The sequence below is a fragment of the Polynucleobacter sp. HIN11 genome, from assembly GCF_030297675.1.
Lineage (GTDB): Bacteria > Pseudomonadota > Gammaproteobacteria > Burkholderiales > Burkholderiaceae > Polynucleobacter.
On sequence record NZ_AP028142.1, the window covers coordinates 509,452 to 533,641 of the forward strand.

The following is a 24,190-nucleotide window of genomic DNA, read 5'->3' on the forward strand; positions in this document are numbered from 1 at the left end:
TGAGAGATTGGTTGCGGGGATAGGATTTGAACCTATGACCTTCGGGTTATGAGCCCGACGAGCTGCCAGACTGCTCCACCCCGCGCCTGAGACTGAAATTCTACCATTTTTAATACCCATCTGTCCAGTTAAAAACTATTGTGACGCCTGAAGTGGGCGTATCATAGAGGCACTTTTGCGATGAGGGACCCGCACAATGTCGATTAGTAACCCAGAGTTCTCCAATTCCTCGATGCTTAAACCGGTCGAGATTCAGAGCGCCAATGAGCATCCCAAAAAAAGTTTGCCCCTCATCATGCTCGCTGCGATTGGGGTCGTGTTTGGTGATATTGGCACAAGCCCTCTGTACGCCCTGAAAGAATGTTTTGATCCTGCCCATGGCATTACCTATAGTCGGGAGGCTCTTTTTGGTGTGATTTCCATGATGATTTGGGCGCTCTTGATTGTCGTAACGCTCAAGTATGTATTTGTGGTGATGCGTGCCGATAATAAAGGCGAAGGCGGCGTCCTTTCATTAATGGCTTTAGCACTGCGTTCGATTAAAAGTGATAGCCGACAATATTTTCTGATTATGGTGATGGGCATGTTGGGCGCTTGTATGCTGCTTGGCGAATCCGTCATTACTCCCGCAATTTCAGTACTCTCTGCGGTCGAAGGAATTGCGATCGCAACACCGACCTTGGCTGATGCGGTGTTACCTATTTCCGTCATTATTCTAGTGGCGCTTTTTGTGATTCAACGCTTTGGGACTGCAGCAGTTGGTAATTTATTTGGTCCTATAACCTTGATGTGGTTTATCGTGCTAGCCATATTGGGACTCATGAACATCGGTCAAGCGCCTGAAATTGTGAGTGCATTTAACCCGATGTATGCATTGCAATTTGTCGTCGATCATCCTTTAACTGCTTATATCGTGATGGGCGCAGTAGTCCTCGTGGTCACCGGTGTGGAAGCACTCTATTTAGATATGGGCCACTTCGGTAAAAGTCCAGTGCGCTACGCATGGCTCTTTTTGGTGTTGCCATGTTTATTGATCAACTATTTAGGTCAAGGGGCATTACTTCTTGCCAATCCTGCTGCAGTGACTAATCCTTTTTATCTCATGGTTCCAGAGTGGGCTTTGTGGCCTGTGATCGGTTTGGCTACTGCCGCAACGGTGATTGCCTCTCAGGCTGTGATTTCAGGGGCATTCTCTCTGATTAACCAGGCTATTCTTCTGGGCTTTGTGCCCCGTTTGAATATCTTACATACCTCCGTCTCTGAACGAGGTCAGATTTATATACCTGCAGTGAACTGGGCTTTATTGATCATGGTTATTGTGACCACCGTTGAATTTGGGGAGTCAGTCAATCTCGCTGCCGCATACGGGATTTCAGTGAGTTCAACCATGCTGATCACCACCATTTTATTGAGCATCGTCATGCGGCGTGAGTGGCATATTAATCCAATCATTATTTTGGTGATGATCATCTTATTCTTGGTAATCGACTTTGCCTTTTGGACCGCCACGTTGATCAAAATTAAAGCGGGAGGTTGGTATCCCATCGCCTTGGCATTTTTACTCTTTACTTGCATCATTACGTGGTATCGAGGCCGTCAGCTGCTTCGCAATAAGCTTATTAAAGAATCAATTCCACTGGAGATTTTCATTAAAAACTTATTAGCGCATCCACCCCATCGGGTGGAGGGAACGGCCATTTTTTTAACGCCGCATATTGATTTTGTGCCCGCAGCCATGCTCCACAACCTAAAGCATAACCACGTGATGCATCAGCGTATCTTCTTTCTTAAATTGAGTACTTGGGATGTGCCCTTTGTGCGCGATGAGGAGCGCTTATCGATTAAAGATTTGGGTGGTAATGTATTTGTGGTTCGCAGTGTGCATGGCTTTAAAGAGACGCCCGATATCAATAAAGTGCTTGATTTAATTACCAGGCAGTATGGGTTGCCCTTTGATCTAATGGATACCACCTTCTTCCTCGCGCGTGATGCCATCACGCCATCTAAATCTCCGGGAATGGCCGTTTGGCGCGAACGTCTCTTTGCTTGGATGATGCAAAATGCTGCCAAGCCATCAGATTTCTACAACATTCCAGCCAATCGCTTAGTTGAGTTGGGCGCCAAGGTTGAGATTTAATGAAGCGTATCAATTTATCTTTAGCCTTTGCTATTTTTTTGGGATTGACAATTGCTCCAGTCCACGCATCGACAAATGATGAGCTTGAGCTTGAAAAGCTGAATCAAATCGAAGCTCAACTAACTTTGCAGCGCGAGTGGGTTGAATATCGCTGGAAGAAAACAAACGCGGAGTGTTATGAGAAGTTTTTCGTAAACTCTTGTCTCAGTGATGCAAGAGCCAAGTATCGAAAAGAAATTGACCCGATTCGGGCGCAAGAAGTATTGCTCAATGAAAACCAACGCATTATTAAAGAGCGAATTAAAACGGAGCGCGATGCCCGTCGGGCTGCTGAACGAGCTGATCCCAAACGCGCACAAGAGCGTGCTGAGAATGAAAAAGCATTTTTACAAAAACAAAAGGATGCAGCTGCGCGTGCTACAGATCTAGAGGAGCGTCGCAAGGATGCGCCGCGCCGTGCTCAAGAAAATAAATCTGGCGTGAAATTAGACTAATATGGCGAAGACCAAAACCCTATATGTTTGCCAAGCGTGTGGAGGCAGTTCTCCTAAATGGCAGGGCCAATGTCCTGCATGCGATGCATGGAACACGCTTGAAGAGTCTTTGGCCGAGACTGCCAACCATCGTTTTCAAGGACTTGCGAAATCAATCCCACGACAAAAATTAGTGAGCATTGAAGCGCAGGATTCGCCACGCTTGCCCACGGGAATTTCGGAGCTCGATCGCGTGCTGGGTGGGGGATTGGTGGCGGGTGGTGTGGTCTTGCTCGGCGGTGATCCTGGGATTGGTAAGTCCACTTTATTATTACAAGCCCTCGCTGAGCTGAGTATTCAAGGGATTGATGTTTTATATAGCTCCGGGGAGGAGTCCGCCGCTCAAATTGCATTGCGTGCTCAGCGGATTTCTTTAAATGCACCTCAACTTGAAATCTTGGCAGAGATTCAGTTAGAAAAGTTATTGCTATCGGTTGAGGCTGCTCAGCCACAGGTATTAGTGGTTGACTCTATCCAGACTTTGTATTCCGAGGCATTTACATCTGCGCCTGGATCAGTCGCTCAGGTACGTGAGTGTGCCGCGCAGTTAACACGTCTCGCAAAGTCAAGCGGTATCTGTATTTTATTAGTTGGCCATGTCACCAAAGATGGCCATTTGGCTGGTCCACGCGTACTCGAACATATTGTCGATACCGTTTTATATTTTGAGGGGGATACGCATTCGTCATTTCGCTTAGTGCGCTCGATTAAAAACCGCTTTGGTGCGGTCAATGAGCTCGGCGTCTTTGCAATGACCGAGAAAGGTCTCAAGGGTGTCAACAATCCGTCCGCTCTTTTTCTATCGCAACATCCGCAAACAGTACCTGGTTCCTGTGTATTGGTAACTCAAGAGGGGAGTCGACCGCTGTTAGTTGAGATTCAGGCGCTAGTTGATACGGCGCATATTCCTAACCCTAGACGCCTAGCGGTTGGCTTGGAACAAGCACGTTTGGCGATGCTGTTGGCGGTCTTGCACCGTCATGCCGGCATTGCCTGCTTTGATCAAGATGTCTTTTTGAATGCAGTGGGCGGGGTCAAAATTACCGAACCAGCTGCTGACCTTGCGGTTCTGCTTGCGATCACATCATCAATCCGTAATCGCGCTCTTCCAAAGCATTTAGTGGTATTTGGGGAGGTTGGTTTGGCGGGAGAAATTCGCCCATGCCCGCGAGGTCAGGAGAGGCTCAAGGAAGCTGCCAAATTGGGATTTAAGATTGCGATTATTCCAAAGGCTAATTTGCCAAAAACAAAAATTGCTGACTTGCAAATGATTGCAGTCGAGCGAATTGATGAGGCGATTGCTGCTGTAAACGACTTGTTCTAGCGGCTTAAATCCTCTGCCTCAATCAAGCATACCTGTCGATCACCCGCAGATACCTCCATCCAAATCGGGGAAAGATGCCCAAAAGCTTTTTGGAAATGATCAAATTCATTACCGATCTCAAGTACTAATGCGCCGCGTTCATTCAAGTATTCGCCGGCGGAGTGAATAATTTGTCGAATCAGATCCATGCCATCTGATCCGCCAGCCAGTGCCTCGCGCGGCTCAGCACAGTACTCTGGAGGCAGAGATTGCATCGATTGTTCATTCACATAGGGTGGATTGCAAATAATTAAATCAAATCGTAAGTCCTGCTGGGCAATGGGTTCCCATAAGTCGCCATGCAGTAATTCAATGCGATCGCTTAAGTGATGGCGATCGAGATTGCGAGCAGCCAGAGCTAGAGCCGGCAAAGAGAGATCGCTTGCCACAACCTGCAAGTCGGGGTAGTAAAGTGCCATGAGAACCGCGAGCGAACCATTGCCTGTGCATAAATCAAGCACCTTGCCATCTGCGGGTAACCAGGACTCAAGGGATTCGTGAGCGATTAACTCGGCGATGAATGAGCGCGGGATAATGCTTTGCGGAGTGCAGTCAAAGGGCACTCCCATTAACCACGCCTCGCCCAAAAGGTAGGCAAGGGGTTGACGTGATTCAATCCGTTTTTGTGCCACCTCGAAAGCCTTTTGGCTAAGTCCTCCAGAAATCATCGAGTCTAAATCCTCAAGCGTTTCTGAGGGCGATTGCTCTAATTGCTTACTAACAATCCACAATGCCTCTGCCTGCGCATTACTCGCACCATGTCCGTAATGAAGATCGGCTGATTCCAAAAGACTCTGAATGCGTTGACAACACGCATTAATTGTCATGCTGGGAAAATTGGTTGGTATGGGAATGGGGTCCATGGGCAATAGCTTACCCAGCAAATCCTTAGGCAATTAGCTTTTCAAGTGCGCGACGATAAATATTTTTTAGAGGCTCAATCGAGTTGAGTGCCACGCGTTCGTCAATCTTGTGGCTGGTTGCATTCACGGGTCCAAACTCAATGAGCTGCGAGCAAATTTTGGCAATGAACCGACCATCGCTGGTACCACCGGTAGTCGAGAGCTCCGTTTGAACCTGGGTTTCAGCCAAAATGGCCTCGCGCATAGCGCCCGCTAATTCGCCATCGCCGGTTAAAAATGGTTCGCCACCTAAGGTCCAATCAATACTGAACTGAAGATTGGCGTTACGTAAGATCGACTCAAGCCCAGCTTTTAACTGCTCTGGGGTGCTTTCGGTGGAGAATCGGAAATTAAAGTCAATCACCAACTCGCCAGGAATGATATTGTTCGCACCCGTACCGGCATGAATGTTTGAGATCTGAAAACTGGTTGGCTGAAAGTATTGGTTGCCGCAATCCCACTCTTTAGCGACTAATGCTGCAAGGGCTGGAGCAACCTCATGAATCGGATTGCGACCTAAATGAGGGTAGGCAATATGCGCCTGAATCCCTTTGACTTTTAATTTCCCCGAAAGCGATCCGCGTCGCCCATTTTTGATCATATCGCCCAAGCGCTCTACAGAGGTGGGCTCACCAATGATGCAGTAATCCAGTTTTTGACCACGATTTTTAAGGAGGTCGCATACGACTACGGTGCCATCATGGGCAGGACCTTCTTCATCGCTAGTAATTAAGAAGGCAATTGATCCAGAGTGATTCGGGTGTGCCTGTACAAATTCTTCGGTTGCTACTACAAAACCAGCAAGGGAAGTTTTCATATCCGCAGCGCCACGACCGTACAGAAATTGATCGCGCTCAGTAGGGGCAAACGGGTCATTAGTCCACTGCTCGAGTGGTCCGGTTGGAACAACATCCGTATGTCCAGCAAAGGCTAATACTTTGCCTTGGGAGTTTTTACCTCGTTTGATTGCCCAAAGATTGGTCACTTGAAAGTGTTCTGGACCGCTGACGATGGTTTCGACCTCAAAGCCAATTGCTGCTAAGCGCTTTGCAATCAGCTCTTGGCATCCGCCATCCGCAGGAGTCACCGAGCGACATGCAATTAGCTCTTTGGTCAGCGTAAGGGCCGTATTCATCAATTAGTCACGCAAGAGTTCATTAATAGCCGTCTTCGCTCTGGTTTGAGCGTCAACTTTTTTCACAATCACTGCTGCGTACAAGCTGTATTTACCATTACTGGCTGGAATCGATCCTGGAACCACGACGGATCCTGCCGGAACACGACCATAATGAACCTCACCAGTTTCGCGGTCATAAATCTTGGTACTCTGGCCAATATAGACGCCCATTGAGAGAACGCTGTTTTCTTCAATCACCACTCCTTCAACCACCTCGGAGCGAGCGCCAATAAAACAGTTGTCTTCGATGATGACAGGACCCGCTTGAATGGGCTCTAGGACACCACCAATACCTACGCCGCCAGAGAGGTGAACGTTTTTACCGATTTGCGCACAGGATCCAACCGTGGCCCAGGTATCGACCATCGTACCTTCGTCCACATAGGCGCCAATATTGACATAGGAGGGCATGAGCACAACATTTTTGCCAATGAATGAGCCGCGACGAGCAAAAGCGGGTGGCACCACCCGAAACCCACCTTTGGCAAAGTCTTCGGATGAGTAATTTACAAATTTGCTGGGTACCTTGTCGTAAAACTGGGTAAAGCCACCGGCTGACATTGGCTGGTTGTCTTCAAGGCGAAACGAAAGCAATACCGCTTTTTTGACCCACTGATTGACATCCCATTGACCCACGCCTCGTTTTTCGGCAACCCGAATTGAGCCATTGTTGAGACCGTCTAAAACAGTGCTAACTGCTTGTTTAATGTCGACCGGCGCTGAGCTCGGAGATAAATTCCCACGGTTTTCCCAGGCTTGTTCAATAGTGTTTTGGAGGGCTTGCGTCATAAGGTGTAGATAACTATAGGATTGATAAGGATTTTTAGAAAAAACTGAAATATAAATACTTAATAGTCATTATATTGGGGCTTGTACGGAAGGGTTAAATGGTCCTGGGATTGTTATCATCTTGGATTAGAACGTTTAGACCATTAATCCCCTAATTTGCCTTACTAAGAAGAACATCCGTGCAACTGAAATCAATCAAATTATCTGGCTTCAAATCTTTTGTTGACCCAACCCATTTTGAGTTACCTGGCCAGTTAATTGGTGTGGTTGGTCCGAATGGTTGTGGTAAGTCGAACATTATTGATGCGGTTCGCTGGGTTCTAGGAGAGTCACGGGCGAGCGAGTTGCGCGGTGAGTCGATGCAAGACGTCATATTTAATGGCTCTGGCTTACGTAAACCATCTGGTCGGGCCAGCGTAGAACTCATTTTTGATAATGCCGATGGTCGTGCACAAGGTCAATGGTCTAGTTTTGCTGAGCTCTCAGTTAAGCGTGTTTTAACCCGCGACGGTAACTCAAGTTACTACATCAACAATCAGGTGGTACGCCGTAAAGACGTACAAGATATTTTTCTTGGAACCGGCCTTGGACCGCGTGCATACGCGATTATTGGCCAAGGCACTATTTCTCGTATTTTGGAGTCCAAGCCCGAGGAGTTACGCGTTTTTCTAGAGGAGGCTGCTGGCGTCTCGAAATATAAGGAGCGCCGCAAAGAAACCGCTGCCCGCTTAGAAGACACTCAGGAGAATCTCGTTCGCGTTCAGGACATTTTGCGGGAGCTAGAACAGCAGTTAGCACGTTTGGAAGCACAGGCTGAGGTGGCTAGTCGTCATAACGAACTGCTGACTCAGATGAAATCCCAGCAGCAATTGCTGTGGTTTGTAAAGCAAACAGAGTCGGGCAAGGAACAAGAGAAACATGCCAACTCGATTCGGGAAACCCAGGTCAAATTAGAAGAAGAAACTGCAAAGCTGCGTCACGCAGAGTCCGAGCTAGAAACGATGCGCACGCAGCAGTATGCACTGCAGGACGTGGTATCCAAAGCACAGGGCGATTTATACGAAACCAATGCGGAAATCAGTCAAGTTGAAGCCGAGATTAAATACGTTCATGAATCCCGCCAACGCCTTCAAGAGCAAGTCGCTGATTTGCAGGCCCAGCTTGATCGCTGGACTACGCAAGAGAAGGAGGCCGCTCAAGCGCAGCGCCAGGCTGAGCAAGAGTTCCGGGCTGCGAGTGAGAACGAGACAAAATTGCAAGCAGAGTTTGGGGCTCTGCAATCGCAAGCACCTTCTTATGATGAACGTTTGCAGTCGGCAACCCAAGCACTCGATGGCGCGCGTGCTGCATTAGCAAGCCTTGAGCAGCGACTTGTTAGTCTGCAAGAACGGATTCATGCTGGTGAAGCCCAGTTTGAAGACGCCACCTCACGGTCGACTCGTTTACAGGATGAGTTAGCGACGATGCGTAAACCAGATGACCAAGCATTGCAAATGGCTACAGATCGTCACATCATGGCTTTGCGCAAAGCGGAAGAGGCAAAAGCTAAGGCGCTTCAAAACCAAGAGCACGTGCCTGTCACCGATGCCAAGCGGCAAGCTGCATTGGATCAGATTCAAAAAGCCAATCAGGATGTGCAGCAAAGCGAGGCCAAACTCAGCGCACTGGCTGCTTTACAAGCAAGTGTTCAAGCACAAGGCAAGATTGGCCCTTGGTTAGAAAGTAAAGGCTTAAAAGAGAGTAAACGCTTATGGCAGGAGCTTAAAGTTGAAAAGGGTTGGGAGCCCGCTCTGGAGTCAGTATTACGCGAGCGCCTAGCGGCATTAACCGGTAAAAGTCTGAATGAGACTCTAAGCCTTGCTAAAGAGGCGCCACCAAGTCGCTTAGCCATTCTTTTGACCGATGATTTGGAGTCTGGGGAGATTAAGGCTCCATCGGGATTTGTGCCATTTATCTCACGTGTGCAGGCATCTGGTGTCATCGCCAATGTTTTGCAAGAGTGGTTGAGCAATATTTATATCGCTGATACCTTAGAGGATGCGTTACGGCGACGTACACAACTCACCCGTGGCGCTGCTTTGGTCACCGCACAAGGACATTTGGTGACGCGCGCTGGTGTCCAGCTGTATGCACCTGATTCTGAGCAGGCGGGAATGTTGGCTCGTGCACAAGAGATGGCAAGCCTTGAGAAGCAACTTAAGGCGCAACAGTTAATTCAGAGCGAGTTGCAAAGCGAGCTCGAGCAAGCTAATGCGAACTATCAGGCTGCACTTGCTGCTGCCGATCAATCCCGAGTTGCCGCAGAGCAAGCCGTTCAAGAGGCGCATGCCTTTGAAGTTGAAAAAATGCAATTAGTGCAAGCTAAAGAGCAGTACAGTACTCGGGCTGCACAAATCGATTCTGAGTTATCGGAAATTAATCAACAGTTAAATAGTATTTCTGTGACGAAGACTCAAACTGAAGAGCAGCTCCGGGATACGAACGCACAAAAATCAGACCTGGAATCTCAGCTCTCAACTGCTCAGAATGACCTGGAGCAAGCTAGTGCTGCTCGCGAGGAATTGCGCCTTGCTTTGCGTCAAGCCGAAATGACTGCTCAAGAAGCCACATTTAATACTCGCTCCTTACAGCAACGCATCAATGATCTACAGCGTGATCAAAGTACTGCTAGAACCCAAATTATGGAGCTTCAGGACCGCTTTGATGCTAATCAAAACGAGCTAAAGACCTTGAGTGATGAGGCAGCACAAAACAAACTACAAAGCTTGTTGGTCACCCGTTCTGAGCGCGAGGCTTCGTTAGCAAAGGCTAGAACCGAGCAAGAGGCGATGCAGCACCAGTTACGTCAGGCGGATGAAGCGCGTTTAATGCTTGAGCAAACCCTACAGCCGATGCGCGACCGAGTGGTTGATCTGCAGTTGCGAGAGCAAGCAGCTCGCTTGAGTTATGAGCAGTTCACAACTTTATTGAATGACGATGAGGCGGATTACCAAGCACTTGCTGAGCGCTATAGCCCAGATCTGCGTGCGAGCAGTCTGCAAGGAGAGGTCACTCGCCTTAATAATGAGATTCAATCATTGGGACCCGTCAATATGGCTGCTCTTGATGAGCTATCGAGTAGCCGTGAGCGCAAGTCATTCTTAGATGCGCAATCAGCCGATTTAAATGAGGCGATCCAGACATTGACAGATGCGATTGCAAAGATTGATGCTGAGACACGTGATCTATTGCAAGGCACATTTGATCAGGTGAACACCCATTTTGGGCGATTGTTCCCTGAGCTCTTTGGTGGTGGTAATGCGCAGCTCGTTATGACAGGCGAAGAGATCTTAGATGCAGGTGTCCAAGTGATGGCGCAGCCGCCCGGTAAGAAAAATAGCACAATTCATTTACTCTCCGGTGGGGAGAAGGCTCTGACAGCTATCGCCTTAGTCTTCTCCTTATTCTTACTAAATCCAGCACCGTTCTGTTTGCTCGATGAGGTGGATGCACCCCTTGATGATGCGAATACAATGCGCTATTCTGAGATGGTCGCACGGATGTCGGATAAAACTCAGTTCGTCTTTATTTCACACAACAAGATCACCATGGAAATTGCCAGCCAATTAATTGGCGTTACGATGCAGGAACAAGGCGTATCGCGGATTGTTGCTGTTGATATTGCGTCGGCTGTTTCGATGGTGGAGGCGGCTTAATGCCGCTTGATCAGTTTGCATCTCAGTTGGGTTTATCAGAGCTTCAACTAGCGCTTGGAGCGGTTGGGGTTCTGTTCCTAACTTGGGTGGTGATCTATAACATTCGCAATGCTCGAGCAAAATCTAAAGTAACTGAAGAACGTGTTGAGCCAGATTCCAATGTCTCTAATGACGTTCCAATTGAGGCTTCCCCCGTTTCTGTCGATACAGTAAACCAAGGCCCAGCACCTCAAACGATTGATCCCCGGATCGATTGCGTGATCACTCTGCGTTTTAACCAAGCCATTTCTGGGTTGGAGATTTTGGAGGCTCTTAAATCGTGGAGCGATCTGCCAATTGCGTGGATGGCCGATGGGCTTCATGCAACCGGTGCAAATGAGGGTATTTGGGAGCCCCTAGAGGCAGATCATTCGTACTTAGAAATTCAGCTCGCGGTTCAACTCGCCAGTCGGCGTGGTCCCATTGGGGTTCTTGAGTTATCGGACTTTTGTTCCCGTGTTCAGGTATTGGCGGAGTCCTTGGATGCCCAAATTGATATGCCAGCTGTAAATACTATGCTAGAGAGTGCAAAAGAACTGGATGCCCTTGCTGCGCAAAGCGATATTTTGTTGGGAATGAACATTGTGTTTGATCAGCAAACATGGTCTTGGCCCCATATTGAGTCAGCCCTTACCCAAAGAGGCTACCGCATGAGCCCTCAGGGATATGCCTTTGAATATGCAGTAGATGGTAAGCCAGTATTTCGGACAGGGACATTTGATCGGCAAGCGCCAATTGGACAAATTACTTTCTTACTGGAAGTGCCTGTGGTTGCACAACATTTGCGACCCTTTGAGCTGATGCTCAATGAGGCTGCGGATGTGGCACAGACCTTGCAAGGACGCTTGGTTGATGACAACGGAGTTCACTTGACTGAGAACTCGGTGTATGTGATTCGCCAACAACTTGATTCTCTTTATGCTCAGCTTGACAAAGCAGGCATCCCTGCAGGGTCCGGCACTGCACTCCGTTTATTCTCTTAGGACAAGATCTTGAGTCAAGGTAGATCCTCGGCCGCGGATCGTTATCATTATTTACAGCAAGAACTTGCTCGTCTTGAGCATGCGTATTATGTTTTAGACCAGCCCTTGGTCCCCGATGCTGAGTATGACCGTTTGTATCGCGAGTTATTGGAACTTGAGGCCCAACACCCTGACTGGGTAACCCCTGACTCCTTATCACAGCGGGTAGGAGGCGCTCCCCTTAAAGAATTTATGGAGATCAAGCACTCGGTCCCCATGCTTTCTTTAAACAATGCCTTTGAGGAGTCTGAACTCATTGGGTTTGATCGACGTTGTCGTGAGGGTCTAGGTTTAGATCGCGTGGAGTACGCATGTGAACTGAAGTTTGATGGCTTGGCAATCTCATTGCGCTACGAGAACGGTGTCTTGGTCCAGGCAGCAACCCGCGGCGATGGGGCAAGTGGCGAGGATGTAACGAGTAATATCCGAACGATTCGGGCAATTCCATTGCGTTTGTTGGGACCCAATCTTCCAAAAGTGATCGAAGTTCGTGGCGAAGTATTTATGCATCGAACTGATTTTGAGAAGATGAACAAAATGGCTGCAGCCAATGGTGAGAAGGAATTTGCCAATCCTAGAAACGCGGCTGCAGGAAGTTTGCGTCAGCTAGATTCAAAGATCACTGCAAAACGTCCTTTAAGCTTTTTTGCCTATGGCCTGGGTACTTTAGAGCCAAGTCAATGGTTACCCTCAACCCATAGTGAGTTGCTAAATCAATATGAATCACTTGGTTTACCTGTATGCAGAGAGCGCAGGGTAGTGGATTCGCTCGAGGGCTTGATGACGTTCTACACTGAGATTGCTGCTAAGCGTCAACAGTTACCGTATGAGATTGATGGCGTGGTTTATAAGGTGAACTCCTTTGCTGAACAAGCGCAACTAGGTTATGTATCACGCGCGCCACGCTTTGCCATTGCGCATAAATATCCTGCGCAAGAAGAAATTACCACGGTCCTAGGAATTGATGTGCAAGTGGGTAGAACTGGAGCGATTACACCTGTGGCTCGCTTAGCACCTGTTTTAGTAGGCGGTGTTACTGTAACCAACGCCACCTTACATAATGAAGATGAGGTACGACGCAAAGATGTTCGCATTGGTGACACGGTGGTCGTTCGTCGGGCGGGTGATGTAATCCCTGAAGTGGTATCGGTCGTTTTGGATCGTAGGCCAGTCAATGCACAAGTATTTATCATGCCAACCCGCTGCCCAGTATGTGAGTCCAATATTGAGCGCTTATCGGATGAAGCAGTTGCCCGCTGTAGCGGCGGCCTATTTTGTGCAGCACAGCGCAAGCAGGCACTATTGCATTTTGCACAACGCCGCGCGATGGATATTGAAGGCTTGGGTGACAAAATTGTGGATCAATTGGTTGATCTCAATTTGGTCCGAACACCAGCAGATCTCTATCGCTTGGGATTTACCGCTTTAGTCAACATGGAGCGCATGGGAGAGAAGTCCGCTGACAACCTTCTGCAATCCATTGCTCAATCCAAGAAAACCACCTTAGCGCGATTTATTTTTGGATTGGGGATTCGTCATGTTGGCGAAAGTACTGCCAAAGATCTTGCGAAGCACTTTGGAGGCATCCACGCCTTAATGGATGCACAAATGAATGAATTATTAATGGTCAATGATGTTGGACCGGTGGTTGCTGATTCAATTGTTAGTTTTATGTCAGAACCGCATAACCGCGAGGTCATTGAGCAACTACTCGCATCTGGTATCGAATTTCAGAAAGAAGAACGAATCGCAGCCGTTGATTTAAGTGGTAAGACCTTTGTTCTGACCGGAACACTCCCAACACTCTCTCGAGATCAAGCAAAAGAACTACTCGAGGCAGCCGGAGCTAAAGTGGCAGGCTCAGTCTCTCAAAAAACCTCATTCGTAGTTGCTGGCTCCGAAGCGGGAAGTAAGCTTGATAAGGCGAATGAGCTTGGTATACCGATCTTGGATGAGCTTGGCTTACTGAAACTTCTAGGCCGCTAACACTTCCAACAACTCAGTCTCGAGCTGAATTTGCAGCTTTGGATTCTTACTAAGATTGCTACCATCAAGCAACATGATGTCTTCAACGCGCTCACCCAAGGTATTAATACGTGCGGTATGAAGTGAGATTTGGTGCTTAACAAGCGCTTTAGCGACTGCGTATAGAAGACCCGAGCGATCTGCTGCCGAGAGGGTGAGAGCAAAGTATTGATTGCGTTCATCTGGCTGCAAATTAACCCTAGCTTGGATTGGAAAGCTTTTCGATTGTCGAGATAAACGACCCATATTGGGTTCTGGTAGAGGGGCCGATTTTTTGATGGACTCCGCAAGTTCATACTCAACTAACTGAATCAAGTCGCGATAGCTACCACCTTCATCAACTAAATGACTGCCAGATATTTGGAAGGTATCTAAGGCATAGCCATGCTTTGTTGTATGAATCCGCGCATCCCAAATGGAAAAATGATGGCGCTCAAAATAGGCGCAGATGCGGGCGAATAAATCCAATTGATCTTTGACATAAACCGCGACTTGTAAACCATCGCCCGCTTGTGAGAGACGGGCACGGACAATTGGTTCATTCGTATGGACGTTTGCATAGAGGTGTCGTGTAAGCCACGCAATATCATTAGCCTCGTGGCGCAAGAAAAATGCCACATCTAATTTCTGCCATAAGGCTTGAGGTGCATCGTCATCAATTCCTGCTAGACGCAGTTGGGTTAACGCTTCCTCCTTATGCTGAATTAACTCCGACGATGGATCGGGTTTGGCGCCCCCTAGGACCCGAAGAGTTGCTCGATAGAGGTCCTCTAGTAACTTACCTTTCCAAGCGTTCCAGACCTTAGGGCTAGTACCCCGAATATCCGCAACGGTCAGCAAGTAGAGTGCAGTTAAATGCCGTTCATCGCGCATGCGTTTTGCAAAGGCAGTAATGACCGTAGGATCCGTAATATCCTGCTTTTGAGCAATTTGACTCATTGTCAGATGTTCGGCAACTAACCAAACTAATAGCTCGGTTTCATCGTTGGCTAAGCCGTGGTCTTTGGCAAAGGTACGGGCATCGCGTTTTCCGAGTTCGGAGTGATCGCCCCCGCGCCCCTTAGCAATGTCATGGAATAGGGCAGCCAAGACAATAATCCAGTTTTTATCAAAGCTTGCAATCAGGTTGCTACAGAATGGGAACTCATGGGTATGCTCAAGAATCATGAAGCGTCGGACGTTGCGCAAGACCATCAAGATGTGTTGATCAACGGTGTACACATGAAATAAATCGTGCTGCATTTGACCGACGATACGACGGAAGGATGGCAAGTAACGCCCCAGAACACTGGTCTGATTCATCAGGCGAAAGGCGGTGGTCACACCATCCGGTAATTTGAGTAATTCCATAAACACAGCACGATTTCGTGGGTCTTTGCGCCACGAGGCATTCATAAGCTGCCGTGCGTTATAGAGGGCCCGAAAGACGCTTGCTGACAAACCATTGATGGCTGGGTTTTGGGCAAACACTAAAAATGTCCGCAATATTTGTTCGGGATGTTTTTGGTAAAGCTGGGGATCAACAATATCTAATAAACCTTGGCGCTCGATAAACATTGTGTTATCGGGGCCTGGGATGGGATAGGTCGTACGTGATTCATTGGGAAATAAGATTGCTTCGATGTTTTGAAGCAGAATCATATTGAGCTGGCTCACGGCCTTGGCCGCCCAGTAATAACGTCGCATCAGCTCTTCGCTGGCCAGCCTGCCTGATTCTTGATCAATCCCGATCTGCTTAGCCAGACCGGCTTGAAGATCAAATACCAGAACGTCTTGACGACGTTTTGCAAGCAAATGCAAATTAGCTCGAATGTTTTGCAATAACTTCTGATTGCGATTGAGTTCTTTGAGCTCGCGCTCTGTGATTAACCCTTTTTTGAATAAATCAGTAAAGCTATTGCCAAGGGATGCAGCTTTACTGACCCATAGAATGATTTGTAGATCACGCAATCCCCCTGGACTCTCTTTGCAATTTGGCTCGAGTGCATAGGGTGTTTCTTGAAACTTATAGTGACGCTGCTGCTGCTCCAATAACTTCGCCTGGAAGAATGCCTTGGGATCCATCGCTTCATCAAGACTGCGCTTGAATAACTTAAATAAGCCGCGATGACCACCCAGTAAGCGCGCCTCTAAAACCGAGGTACGCACGGTAATATCTTGTTGGGCTTCTGATAAACACTCGGACAGCGTGCGAACCGCAGAGCCGATTTCTAGACCCGAGTCCCAACACAGCGCAATGAAGGATTCCAGGTTGGACTGCAGTTGCGGATCCTCACTGCGTGCATCATCAAGCAAAATTAAGATATCAATATCGGAGTGAGGAAATAATTCAGAGCGACCATAGCCACCAACGGCTAGCAAGGCAGCATCTGTACTAAGATTGCAGCGATTCCATAAATCCAGCAGCTGTTGATCGGTTGCTTGGGTTAAACGCTGCATTAACTTGCCAACATTCTGGTGAACTAAAAAATCAGAACACGCTAAGCTCCGTGCATCTTTGAGTGGATGGGATTCCGAACTCATGAGCGCGTTCTAAAGATGAGAAGAATCTAAGCAGCGACTACGCTGGGTCGGTAGTTTAGGCTGCCAACGCAAGCAGGAGCCTTTGGTGTATCTGCAGACCAAGTTAAGACCTCAACGCCATGGTGAGTGACTAAAACAGTGTGTTCCCACTGGGCTGAAAGACTACGATCTTTTGTTTTCACGGTCCACTGATCGGGCATGGTTCGGATCTCGCGTCGACCAGCATTAATCATTGGTTCAATCGTGAAGGTCATGCCTTCTTCTAATACTTCCCCGGTACCTGGTTTTCCATAATGAAGAATCTGAGGATCTTGATGGAATACTTTACCGATACCGTGGCCACAGTATTCGCGTACCACCGAGTAGCCAGCCTGCTCGGCATGCGACTGAATCGCAAAGCCAATATCGCCTAAACGCGCTCCAGGTTTTACCTGGGCGATGCCAAGCCACATGCATTCAAACGTGATTTGGTTCAATCGGGCAGCCAAGATCGAGATGTCGCCGACTGCAAACATCCGGCTGGTGTCGCCATAGTAGCCAGCTTGGGTAATGACCGTGATATCGAGATTAACCACGTCGCCATTTTTAAGTACTTTGTCACCTGGAATGCCATGGCAAATAACATCATTGACCGACGTGCAGATTGATGCCGGAAAAGGGGGGTAGCCTGGAGGTTGATAATTTAATGGGGCGGGAATAGTCTTTTGCACATCACGCATGTAGGCGTGACAAAGACGATCCAATTCCCCAGTACTCACGCCGGGTTTGACAAAGGGGCCAATGTAATCGAGAACCTCGCTTGCAAGGCGGCCAGCCTCTCGCATCCCATTTAGATCTTTTTCATCAGTAAATACGCTGTGCATAGCGCATATTATGGCCGAATCTGGTCGATTTCGAGTAACTGCTAAATCACTAGTGGATTGATATTTAAGGTATAATTCACAGATCGGTCTCATGGTGAGACTGAAATCCCAGATCAAGCCATCCAGGGTGGCGCTTTTGAGCGCAGTCAGGACTTGATCTTAGAACCAACCCTTAGGAGATTGTAATGTCAGTGACAATGCGTGAAATGCTGGAAGCTGGGTGCCATTTTGGCCACCAAACGCGCTTCTGGTCCCCCAAGATGGCCCCTTACATTTTTGGTCATCGCAACAAAATTCATATCATTAATTTAGAGAAGACCTTGCCCATGTTTCAGGATGCCCTGAAATTTGTGCGTCAGGTAGCTGCCAACCGCGGCACAATTCTCTTTGTTGGTACTAAGCGCCAGTCTCGCGAAATTATTGCCCAAGAGGCAACTCGTGCAGGTATGCCTTATGTTGATAGCCGTTGGCTTGGAGGCACCCTGACCAATTTCAAAACGGTAAAGGGTTCGATCAAGCGCTTAAAAGATATGGCCGCTGCAAAAGAGGCGGGCGATTGGGAGAAGCTCTCGAAAAAAGATGCCCTCACCAATGAGCGTGAGTTTGATAAGTTACAAAAATCACTTGGTGGTATTCAAGACCTCAACGGTGTACCGGATGCTATTTTTGTTGTGGATGTGGGCTATCACAAAATTGCAATTACCGAAGCCAACAAATTGGGTATTCCTGTGATTGCCGTAGTGGATACCAATCACTCACCAGAGGGCGTTGATTACATTATTCCGGGTAACGATGACTCGAGTAAAGCAGTCATTCTTTATGTTCGCGGTATTGCAGATGCCATCCTAGAAGGTAAAGCAAATGCGGTACAGCAAGTCCTCGAGTCTGTTAAAGAGGGCGAAGAAGAGTTTGTTGAAGAAGGGAAGGAAGACTGATGCCCGCGATTACCGCAGCAATGGTTGGCGAACTCCGCGCCAAAACCGACGCTCCCATGATGGAGTGCAAAAAAGCATTAACGGAAGCCGATGGTGATTTAGCTAAAGCCGAAGAGATCCTGCGTGTGAAGTTGGGAAGCAAGGCCAGTAAAGCTGCATCACGGATTGCGGCAGAGGGTGTAATTGTTTCCCATATTGATGGAACAACCGGAGCTTTATTGGAAGTGAACTGCGAGACTGATTTTGTATCCAAAAACGATGACTTCTTGGCATTTAGTAATGGCTGCGCCAAGCTGGTTGCCGAGAAAAATCCCGCAGATGTCGCCGCTTTGGCCGCCTTAGAACTCAATGGTAAGCCTGTCGAGGCTGTGCGCACCGAACTGATCGGAAAGATCGGTGAGAACATGAACCCCCGCCGCTTCAAACGTTTTGCTGGTGGTGGCCAACTGGTTTCTTATCTTCATGGCAACCGAATCGGTGTGATGGTGGAGTATGAGGGTGATGCAACAGCAGCGAAAGATGTTGCCATGCACATTGCCGCAATGAAGCCTGTTTCTCTATCGACTGCTGACGTTCCCGCAGAAAATATTGCAACCGAGCGTAAGATTGCTGAGCAAAAGGCTTTGGAGTCTGGCAAGCCAGCTGATATCGCTGCCAAAATGGTTGAGGGTTCGGTTCAAAAGTATTTAAAGGAAGTCTCTTTATTGAACCAAGCTTTTGTAAAGAACGACAAGCAAACCGTTGAGCAAATGCTAAAAGCAGCCAATACGACGATTAAATCCTTCACCCTTTACGTTGTCGGCGAAGGAATTGAAAAGCGTCAAGATGACTTTGCTGCAGAAGTGGCTGCTCAGGTTGCTGCTGCAAAGGCAACTGCCTAAGGTATATGCCGGGATATCAACGCGTTCTACTGAAGTTATCGGGCGAGGCCCTAATGGGTGATGATGCCTATGGAATCAATCCGAAAACGATTGATTCCATGGTCACCGAAATCGCTGAGGTGGTTCAATTGGGCGTTGAAATCGCCATCGTGATTGGTGGCGGAAATATCTTTCGTGGTGTAGCAGGCGGTGCAGCTGGGATGGATCGGGCCACGGCTGATTACATGGGGATGTTGGCCACCATGATGAACTCGTTGGCCTTACAAGATGCGCTAAGACAAAAAGGCGTTGAGGCAAGAGTGCAGTCTGCTTTGCGAATGGATCAAGTGGTCGAGCCTTATATTCGGCCGCGAGCCATTCGAGCCATGAAAGAGGGCAAGGTTGTGATCTTTGCTGCTGGTACCGGTAACCCATTCTTTACAACTGATACTGCTGCCGCATTGCGTGCCGCGGAAATGGGTGTCGAGGTGATGCTCAAAGCAACTAAGGTGGATGGTATCTACAGCAGCGATCCTAATAAAGATCCAAGTGCAACGTTGTATTCCACTATTACTTTTGATGAGTGCCTCATTAAAAATCTTCAGGTGATGGATGCAACTGCATTTGCTTTATGCCGCGATCGAAAATTACCTATCCGCGTGTTTTCGATCTTAAAACCAGGTGCATTATTAAGTGTTGTGCGGGGCGAGCCAGAAGGTACCCTAGTTCACGTTTAAAAGGAGAGTGGCATGTCGGCTGGACAAATAAAGACCAATGCAGATCAAAAAATGCAAAAGTCAATTGAGGCATTTAAAGCTAATCTCGCAAAAATCAGAACGGGTCGTGCCAACCCTGGTATTTTGGAGCACCTAATGGTGGATTATTACGGCAATCCCACGCCAATCTCGCAAGTGGCTAATCTAGGGCTAGCCGATGCGCGCACCATTAATGTGACCCCATGGGAAAAAAATATGGTCGCGGTGGTTGAGAAAGCGATTCGCGAATCGGACCTCGGTCTAAATCCAGCAACTCAGGGTACGGTGATTCGAGTGCCAATGCCCCCCTTAACTGAGGAGCGTCGCAAAGAGCTGACCAAAGTCGTGAAAGCAGAAGGCGAAGAGACTAAAGTAGCAATTCGGAATTTGCGACGTGATGCCAATGAGCATTTAAAACGTTTAACCAAAGATAAAGAGATCTCGGAAGATGATGAGCGTCGTGCTCAGGATGAGATCCAGAAACTGACCGATAAATTTGTGGCAGATGTGGATAAATTGGTCGTTGAGAAGGAAAAGGAAATCATGACGGTTTAACCGTCATGATTTGGTCACATGACCCAAGCAGCTACCAGCTCTACGCTTGCAGTTCCTGCCGTTGGTAGTGTTCCCAGGCATGTAGCCATCATCATGGATGGCAATGGTCGTTGGGCAACTAAACGATTTATGCCGCGCGTTGCTGGGCATTCAGAAGGGCTTGAGGCGGTACGTAAGGTGGTTGAGGAGTGCGTCAAGCAAAACGTTGAATATCTGACCTTATTTGCCTTCAGTTCAGAGAACTGGCGTAGACCCCCTGAGGAAGTGGGATTTTTAACAAAACTCTTTCTGAAATCCCTTCGTAAAGAGGTTGCTCGCCTTGCTGAAAATAATATTCGTCTGAAGATGATTGGTGACCTTAGCCGCTTTGGAAGTGCGATTACCGAAATGGTCGAGTTCTCGGAAGAAAAAACGAAAGATTGCAATCGCTTAACCCTGACGATTGCCGCTAATTACGGTGGGCGCTGGGATATCTTGCAAGCGATGCAAAAAGCACTAGCGCAAAACCTACATCTTGATCCAGATGGCATTTCTGAGGAGTGGTTGGCCCCCCATCTTTCGATGGCCTATGCACCCGAGCCTGATTTATTTATTCGTACGGGTGGTGAGCAGCGGGTTAGTAATTTCCTCTTGTGGCAATTGGCATATACCGAACTGTATTTCACAGATATTCTTTGGCCAGACTTTGATGCCGCTGAATTACAAAAAGCATTTCTTTGGTATGCCCAGCGGGAGCGTCGCTTTGGTCGCACCAGTGCCCAGCTGGCGGAAGGGTCCAACCCCATTTCCCTCTCCGATGCCGTCTAATTGGCATGCTTAAAACTCGGATCGTAACTGCCATCATCATGCTGGCCATTTTGTTGCCAGTATTGTTTTTGCTACCCCCAATCTATCTCTCTGGATTATTTTTATTAATCCTAGTGGCAGCGGCTTGGGAGTGGAGTCGCTTGATTGCCCCCCATGCATCGTATGCAGCCTATTTTTATGCACTGGTGTGCGCCATGGTTGTTCTTTTCCTATGGCTCTTTGCAATCCCTACGGTAGAAATCGCATTACTGAGTATCGCGCTTGCGTTTTGGATCATTGGTATGCCAATGATCTTGTCCCAAGGGATTCATCTTTCGCTGTCACGGTGGCGATTTATTTTTAGCGTTCTTGGTTTCATTATTTTGCCGAGCGCATGGCTATCTTTGGATTTGCTTCGTGAAATCGGCTTGGGGTGGTTATTAAGCGCATTGATATTAGTTTGGCTTGCTGATATTGGCGCCTATTTTGTTGGCAAGTCCTTTGGTCGACGAAAGCTTGCAAGCCAAATTAGTCCAGGTAAGTCTGTGGAAGGGGCTCTCGGTGGCTTAGCCATATGTTTGGGGTACGCCATTGGCTGCGCACACTATTTACCGGTGAACGATACCCTATTTGGATCGTATCAATCGAAATGGGGCTGGGGCTGGATGCTTCTCATGACTGCAGTTTTGGTGGCTTACAGCATCATGGGAGATCTATTTGAGTCGCAACTCAAGCGGATCGCAAAAGTAAAGGACAGCAGCCATTTATTACCAGGGCATGGTGGATTTTTGGATCGTGTCGATGCTTTACTGCCGGTCATGCCAATTGCTGCATTATTCTCGATAATAGTGAGAAGCTAAAAAAAGACTTTGCTTATGCACGACCCTATCGCCCGCAATCTCTGTATTTTAGGATCTACCGGATCAATCGGGATGAATACGCTTGATGTGGTTCGGGCTCATCGTGATCAATTTAGGGTAAGCGCACTCACTGCTGGTCGGCAAATTGAACGTTTGGCAGAGCAGTGCTTGGAGTTCAGACCCAAGATCGCAGTGGTTCACTCGGCCGCTGATGCCAACACCCTAAAAGAATTACTCGAAGGTAAAGGCCTAACGATTGCTGTGCATCATGGTGAGGCGGGTCTCATTGCCGCAGTCTCAGAGAGCGACTGCGATACCGTGATGGCGGCTATTGTTGGTGCTGCGGGTCTTTTGCCCACCTTACGCGCGGCTGAGCTCGGTAAGCGGGTACTGCTTGCGAATAAAGAATCTCTAGTGATGTCCGGAGATATTTTTATGAATGCCGCAATCCGAGGTGGCGCAGAGTTATTGCCAATCGATAGTGAACACAATGCAATTTTTCAGTGCTTGCCGCCGCACTTTACCAGTCCAAAAAATACTTCGAGCATGAAAGAACGTTTGGGGGTTGAGGAAATTTGGTTAACGGCTTCTGGTGGACCCTTTCGAAATACCCCAATTGATCAGTTGGCTAATATCACGCCAGATCAGGCATGCGCTCATCCAAATTGGGTAATGGGCCGCAAAATTTCAGTTGATTCTGCAACCATGATGAACAAGGGCCTTGAGGTAATCGAGGCGCATTGGTTATTTGGATTGCCCCTCGAGCAAATTAAGGTGCTCATTCATCCGGAGAGCGTAGTGCACTCCATGGTGCGCTATCGAGATGGTTCGGTCATGGCTCAGCTCGGACAGCCAGATATGCGCACACCCATCGCATTTGGCTTGGCTTGGCCTAATCGAATTGATGCTGGTGTTGCGCCTCTCAATTTGACTCAGTTATCTGGTTTGCACTTTACCGAACCTGATCTTTTGCGTTTTCCGTGCTTAGGTCTTGCCTTTGCTGCTGCGAGGCAAGGGGGGACAAGCCCCACGGTTCTAAATGCTGCGAATGAGATTGCCGTCGCTGCATTTTTAGAAGGCCGCTTGCCATACTTGAAAATTGCGCAGGCCGTTGAGTTCGCGCTTAATCAGTTTCCCGGCCAAAAGGCAGGATCCTTGGATGAGGTTTTAACGGTTGATCGAGAGGCTCGCCTTAGAACCAGTGACTGGATTGCACGCCATTAAGCATGGAAGCGATTTCAACACTTCTTTATTTTTTAATCACCATTGGGATCTTGGTGAGTTTTCATGAATTTGGCCATTACAGCGCCGCTCGGATGTGCGGGGTGAAGGTGCTGCGGTTTGCAGTTGGCTTTGGCAAGCCACTTCTAACTCTGAAATCAAAATCTGGAACCGAATGGGTCATTGCCGCGATTCCTTTGGGCGGCTATGTGAAGCTTTTGGATGGACGTGATTCGGAGCAGCAGATATCAGCTGAAGAGCAAGCCGTAGCCTTTGATAACCAGCCCTTATGGCAGCGTTCCTTCATTGTGGCTGCCGGTCCGCTAGCGAACTTCTTATTGGCAATCATTCTGCTGGCGTTCATCTATATCAATGGCGTACCCCAATTACCTGCACAAATACAGGCGCCTGCTGAGCAAACCATGGCAGCCCAGTTGGATATGGAAAAGGGTGATGAGATTTTGGCTTGGAAGACTGCAGGCGATGACGAATTTATACCAATTGTGAGCTGGAATGATTTACGCTGGCGTTTATTGGATGCAATCACTGCGGAGCGTGGCTTCTCATTGGAGCTGGAGGCGGAGTCTGGTAAGCGCCACATCGTGGAATTTAAGGCAGATGCTCTGCCTCGTCTGTCACCGGGTACAGATCCCTTTGCGCGTTTGGGCATCCTACCCATTCCAGGCAAAGATGCCGATGGAGGGTCTACGTGGTTTGAGCTCCAGCTCGGTCCAATCGATTCTCTGGTTTATGCCAGTGAACGGGTTTGGTTGATTACCAAAGTCTCGACCCGAATGATGATTGGCTTAATTACCGGGGAGACCTCCTTAAAACAGCTAAGTGGTCCGATTAGTATTGCCGATATGGCGGGCAAATCGGCCCAGTTTGGCTGGCAATCCTTCGTTTCTTTTCTAGCACTTCTCAGTATTAGTATTGGATTGCTAAACCTCATCCCTTTACCAATGCTGGACGGTGGTCAGCTCCTGTATGATGCATGGGAGTTGGTCTCTGGAAAGCGCTTATCCACTCAGTTGCAAGCGGTTTTCCAGCGTTTTGGCTTTATATTAATTATTGCGCTCACACTATTTGCTGTATTTAACGATCTACAACGCTTATTTCTGTCTTCATGATCCGTTTTTCGTCACTTCCT

Annotated in this window: 19 protein-coding genes and 1 tRNA gene; 14 read left to right on the forward strand and 6 right to left on the reverse strand. The window is 48.1% G+C overall.

The genetic code is table 11. The annotated features are described in order from the left end of the window. Positions 1 to 8 precede the first annotated feature (8 nt). Positions 9 to 85: transfer RNA gene (locus QUE60_RS02685), tRNA-Met, on the reverse strand. A 147-nt stretch (positions 86 to 232) separates the two neighbouring features. Here QUE60_RS02685 and QUE60_RS02690 point away from each other — a divergent pair. From QUE60_RS02690 to radA, 3 genes are read left to right on the forward strand one after another with little or no spacing between them, the layout of a single operon-like run. Continuing rightward, positions 233 to 2,137, forward strand: coding sequence for a potassium transporter Kup (locus tag QUE60_RS02690; RefSeq protein WP_286227475.1), 1,905 nt, complete (start codon positions 233 to 235; stop codon positions 2,135 to 2,137). Further along, the gene (locus QUE60_RS02695; RefSeq protein ID WP_286227154.1) at positions 2,137 to 2,631 is read left to right on the forward strand and encodes a hypothetical protein; all 495 of its coding nucleotides are present in this window, start codon (positions 2,137 to 2,139) and stop codon (positions 2,629 to 2,631) included. Before QUE60_RS02690 ends, QUE60_RS02695 begins: the two co-directional genes overlap by 1 nt. 1 nt (position 2,632) lies before the next feature. Then, positions 2,633 to 3,994 (forward strand): DNA repair protein RadA, encoded by a 1,362-nt coding sequence (radA, locus tag QUE60_RS02700; RefSeq protein ID WP_286227155.1) that lies wholly within the window; start codon positions 2,633 to 2,635, stop codon positions 3,992 to 3,994. Here radA and prmB read toward each other — a convergent pair. From prmB to dapD, 3 genes are read right to left on the reverse strand one after another with little or no spacing between them, the layout of a single operon-like run. After that, positions 3,991 to 4,929, reverse strand: coding sequence for a 50S ribosomal protein L3 N(5)-glutamine methyltransferase (gene prmB / locus QUE60_RS02705; RefSeq protein WP_286227156.1), 939 nt, complete (start codon positions 4,927 to 4,929; stop codon positions 3,991 to 3,993). The genes radA and prmB overlap by 4 nt on opposite strands. Beyond that, entirely contained in the window at positions 4,922 to 6,070 is a 1,149-nt protein-coding gene (dapE, locus tag QUE60_RS02710) for a succinyl-diaminopimelate desuccinylase (protein ID WP_286227157.1), read from the reverse strand. The genes prmB and dapE overlap by 8 nt, the downstream gene beginning before the upstream one ends. Positions 6,071 to 6,073: 3 nt before the next feature. Further along, positions 6,074 to 6,901 carry a 2,3,4,5-tetrahydropyridine-2,6-dicarboxylate N-succinyltransferase gene (gene dapD / locus QUE60_RS02715; RefSeq protein ID WP_286225838.1) on the reverse strand — a complete coding sequence of 276 codons (828 nt, stop codon included), beginning with the start codon at positions 6,899 to 6,901 and terminating at the stop codon, positions 6,074 to 6,076. 179 nt (positions 6,902 to 7,080) lie between these two features. Here dapD and smc point away from each other — a divergent pair, with 179 nt between their 5' ends. Genes smc through ligA form a run of 3 tightly spaced genes read left to right on the forward strand, consistent with a single transcriptional unit; the run spans position 7,081 to position 13,643 of the window. Continuing rightward, positions 7,081 to 10,596, forward strand: a complete 3,516-nt coding sequence (smc, locus tag QUE60_RS02720; protein WP_286227158.1) for a chromosome segregation protein SMC — start codon at positions 7,081 to 7,083, stop codon at positions 10,594 to 10,596. Further along, positions 10,596 to 11,618 (forward strand): cell division protein ZipA C-terminal FtsZ-binding domain-containing protein, encoded by a 1,023-nt coding sequence (locus QUE60_RS02725; protein ID WP_286227159.1) that lies wholly within the window; start codon positions 10,596 to 10,598, stop codon positions 11,616 to 11,618. The genes smc and QUE60_RS02725 overlap by 1 nt, the downstream gene beginning before the upstream one ends. A gap of 9 nt (positions 11,619 to 11,627) precedes the next feature. Next, complete coding sequence (gene ligA / locus QUE60_RS02730) at positions 11,628 to 13,643, forward strand: NAD-dependent DNA ligase LigA (RefSeq protein WP_286227160.1); 2,016 nt, start codon at positions 11,628 to 11,630, stop codon at positions 13,641 to 13,643. Here ligA and QUE60_RS02735 read toward each other — a convergent pair. Both QUE60_RS02735 and map read right to left on the reverse strand, forming a co-directional pair. Continuing rightward, positions 13,632 to 16,205, reverse strand: a complete 2,574-nt coding sequence (locus QUE60_RS02735) for a [protein-PII] uridylyltransferase (protein ID WP_286227161.1) — start codon at positions 16,203 to 16,205, stop codon at positions 13,632 to 13,634. The genes ligA and QUE60_RS02735 overlap by 12 nt on opposite strands. A 26-nt stretch (positions 16,206 to 16,231) precedes the next feature. Next, positions 16,232 to 17,068 carry a type I methionyl aminopeptidase gene (gene map / locus QUE60_RS02740; protein WP_286227162.1) on the reverse strand — a complete coding sequence of 279 codons (837 nt, stop codon included), beginning with the start codon at positions 17,066 to 17,068 and terminating at the stop codon, positions 16,232 to 16,234. Between the two features lie 185 nt (positions 17,069 to 17,253). Here map and rpsB point away from each other — a divergent pair, with 185 nt between their 5' ends. Genes rpsB through QUE60_RS02780 form a run of 8 tightly spaced genes read left to right on the forward strand, consistent with a single transcriptional unit; the run spans position 17,254 to position 24,170 of the window. Then, positions 17,254 to 18,003 (forward strand): 30S ribosomal protein S2, encoded by a 750-nt coding sequence (gene rpsB, locus QUE60_RS02745; protein WP_286224327.1) that lies wholly within the window; start codon positions 17,254 to 17,256, stop codon positions 18,001 to 18,003. Next, the gene (gene tsf / locus QUE60_RS02750) at positions 18,003 to 18,884 is read left to right on the forward strand and encodes a translation elongation factor Ts (protein WP_286224328.1); all 882 of its coding nucleotides are present in this window, start codon (positions 18,003 to 18,005) and stop codon (positions 18,882 to 18,884) included. Before rpsB ends, tsf begins: the two co-directional genes overlap by 1 nt. Before the next feature lie 5 nt (positions 18,885 to 18,889). Continuing rightward, on the forward strand, positions 18,890 to 19,600 hold the full coding sequence (gene pyrH / locus QUE60_RS02755) for a UMP kinase (RefSeq protein ID WP_286224330.1): 711 nt from the start codon (positions 18,890 to 18,892) through the stop codon (positions 19,598 to 19,600). A gap of 12 nt (positions 19,601 to 19,612) precedes the next feature. Continuing rightward, on the forward strand, positions 19,613 to 20,173 hold the full coding sequence (gene frr, locus QUE60_RS02760) for a ribosome recycling factor (protein WP_108508077.1): 561 nt from the start codon (positions 19,613 to 19,615) through the stop codon (positions 20,171 to 20,173). Positions 20,174 to 20,191: 18 nt separating this feature from the next. Continuing rightward, a complete protein-coding gene (gene uppS, locus QUE60_RS02765) occupies positions 20,192 to 20,980 on the forward strand; it encodes a polyprenyl diphosphate synthase (RefSeq protein WP_286227163.1) in 789 nt (262 codons plus the stop codon). Between the two features lie 5 nt (positions 20,981 to 20,985). Continuing rightward, a complete protein-coding gene (locus QUE60_RS02770) occupies positions 20,986 to 21,819 on the forward strand; it encodes a phosphatidate cytidylyltransferase (RefSeq protein ID WP_286224332.1) in 834 nt (277 codons plus the stop codon). Between the two features lie 15 nt (positions 21,820 to 21,834). Further along, positions 21,835 to 23,043, forward strand: coding sequence for a 1-deoxy-D-xylulose-5-phosphate reductoisomerase (ispC, locus tag QUE60_RS02775; protein ID WP_286224333.1), 1,209 nt, complete (start codon positions 21,835 to 21,837; stop codon positions 23,041 to 23,043). 2 nt (positions 23,044 to 23,045) lie between these two features. Next, positions 23,046 to 24,170, forward strand: coding sequence for a M50 family metallopeptidase (locus tag QUE60_RS02780; protein ID WP_286224334.1), 1,125 nt, complete (start codon positions 23,046 to 23,048; stop codon positions 24,168 to 24,170). Positions 24,171 to 24,190: the final 20 nt, after the last annotated feature.

Excerpts from the sequence above, each read along its gene's own strand:
- QUE60_RS02690 (WP_286227475.1), top strand. The coding sequence starts at position 233 with ATGCTTAAACCGGTCGAGATTCAGAGCGCCAATGAGCATCCCAAAAAA.
- QUE60_RS02695 (WP_286227154.1), top strand. The coding sequence starts at position 2,137 with ATGAAGCGTATCAATTTATCTTTAGCCTTTGCTATTTTTTTGGGATTG.
- radA (WP_286227155.1), top strand. The coding sequence starts at position 2,633 with ATGGCGAAGACCAAAACCCTATATGTTTGCCAAGCGTGTGGAGGCAGT.
- dapE (WP_286227157.1), bottom strand. The coding sequence starts at position 6,070 with ATGAATACGGCCCTTACGCTGACCAAAGAGCTAATTGCATGTCGCTCG.
- dapD (WP_286225838.1), bottom strand. The coding sequence starts at position 6,901 with ATGACGCAAGCCCTCCAAAACACTATTGAACAAGCCTGGGAAAACCGT.
- QUE60_RS02725 (WP_286227159.1), top strand. The coding sequence starts at position 10,596 with ATGCCGCTTGATCAGTTTGCATCTCAGTTGGGTTTATCAGAGCTTCAA.
- QUE60_RS02735 (WP_286227161.1), bottom strand. The coding sequence starts at position 16,205 with ATGAGTTCGGAATCCCATCCACTCAAAGATGCACGGAGCTTAGCGTGT.
- map (WP_286227162.1), bottom strand. The coding sequence starts at position 17,068 with ATGCACAGCGTATTTACTGATGAAAAAGATCTAAATGGGATGCGAGAG.
- rpsB (WP_286224327.1), top strand. The coding sequence starts at position 17,254 with ATGTCAGTGACAATGCGTGAAATGCTGGAAGCTGGGTGCCATTTTGGC.
- tsf (WP_286224328.1), top strand. The coding sequence starts at position 18,003 with ATGCCCGCGATTACCGCAGCAATGGTTGGCGAACTCCGCGCCAAAACC.
- pyrH (WP_286224330.1), top strand. The coding sequence starts at position 18,890 with ATGCCGGGATATCAACGCGTTCTACTGAAGTTATCGGGCGAGGCCCTA.
- frr (WP_108508077.1), top strand. The coding sequence starts at position 19,613 with ATGTCGGCTGGACAAATAAAGACCAATGCAGATCAAAAAATGCAAAAG.
- uppS (WP_286227163.1), top strand. The coding sequence starts at position 20,192 with ATGACCCAAGCAGCTACCAGCTCTACGCTTGCAGTTCCTGCCGTTGGT.
- QUE60_RS02770 (WP_286224332.1), top strand. The coding sequence starts at position 20,986 with ATGCTTAAAACTCGGATCGTAACTGCCATCATCATGCTGGCCATTTTG.
- ispC (WP_286224333.1), top strand. The coding sequence starts at position 21,835 with ATGCACGACCCTATCGCCCGCAATCTCTGTATTTTAGGATCTACCGGA.
- QUE60_RS02780 (WP_286224334.1), top strand. The coding sequence starts at position 23,046 with ATGGAAGCGATTTCAACACTTCTTTATTTTTTAATCACCATTGGGATC.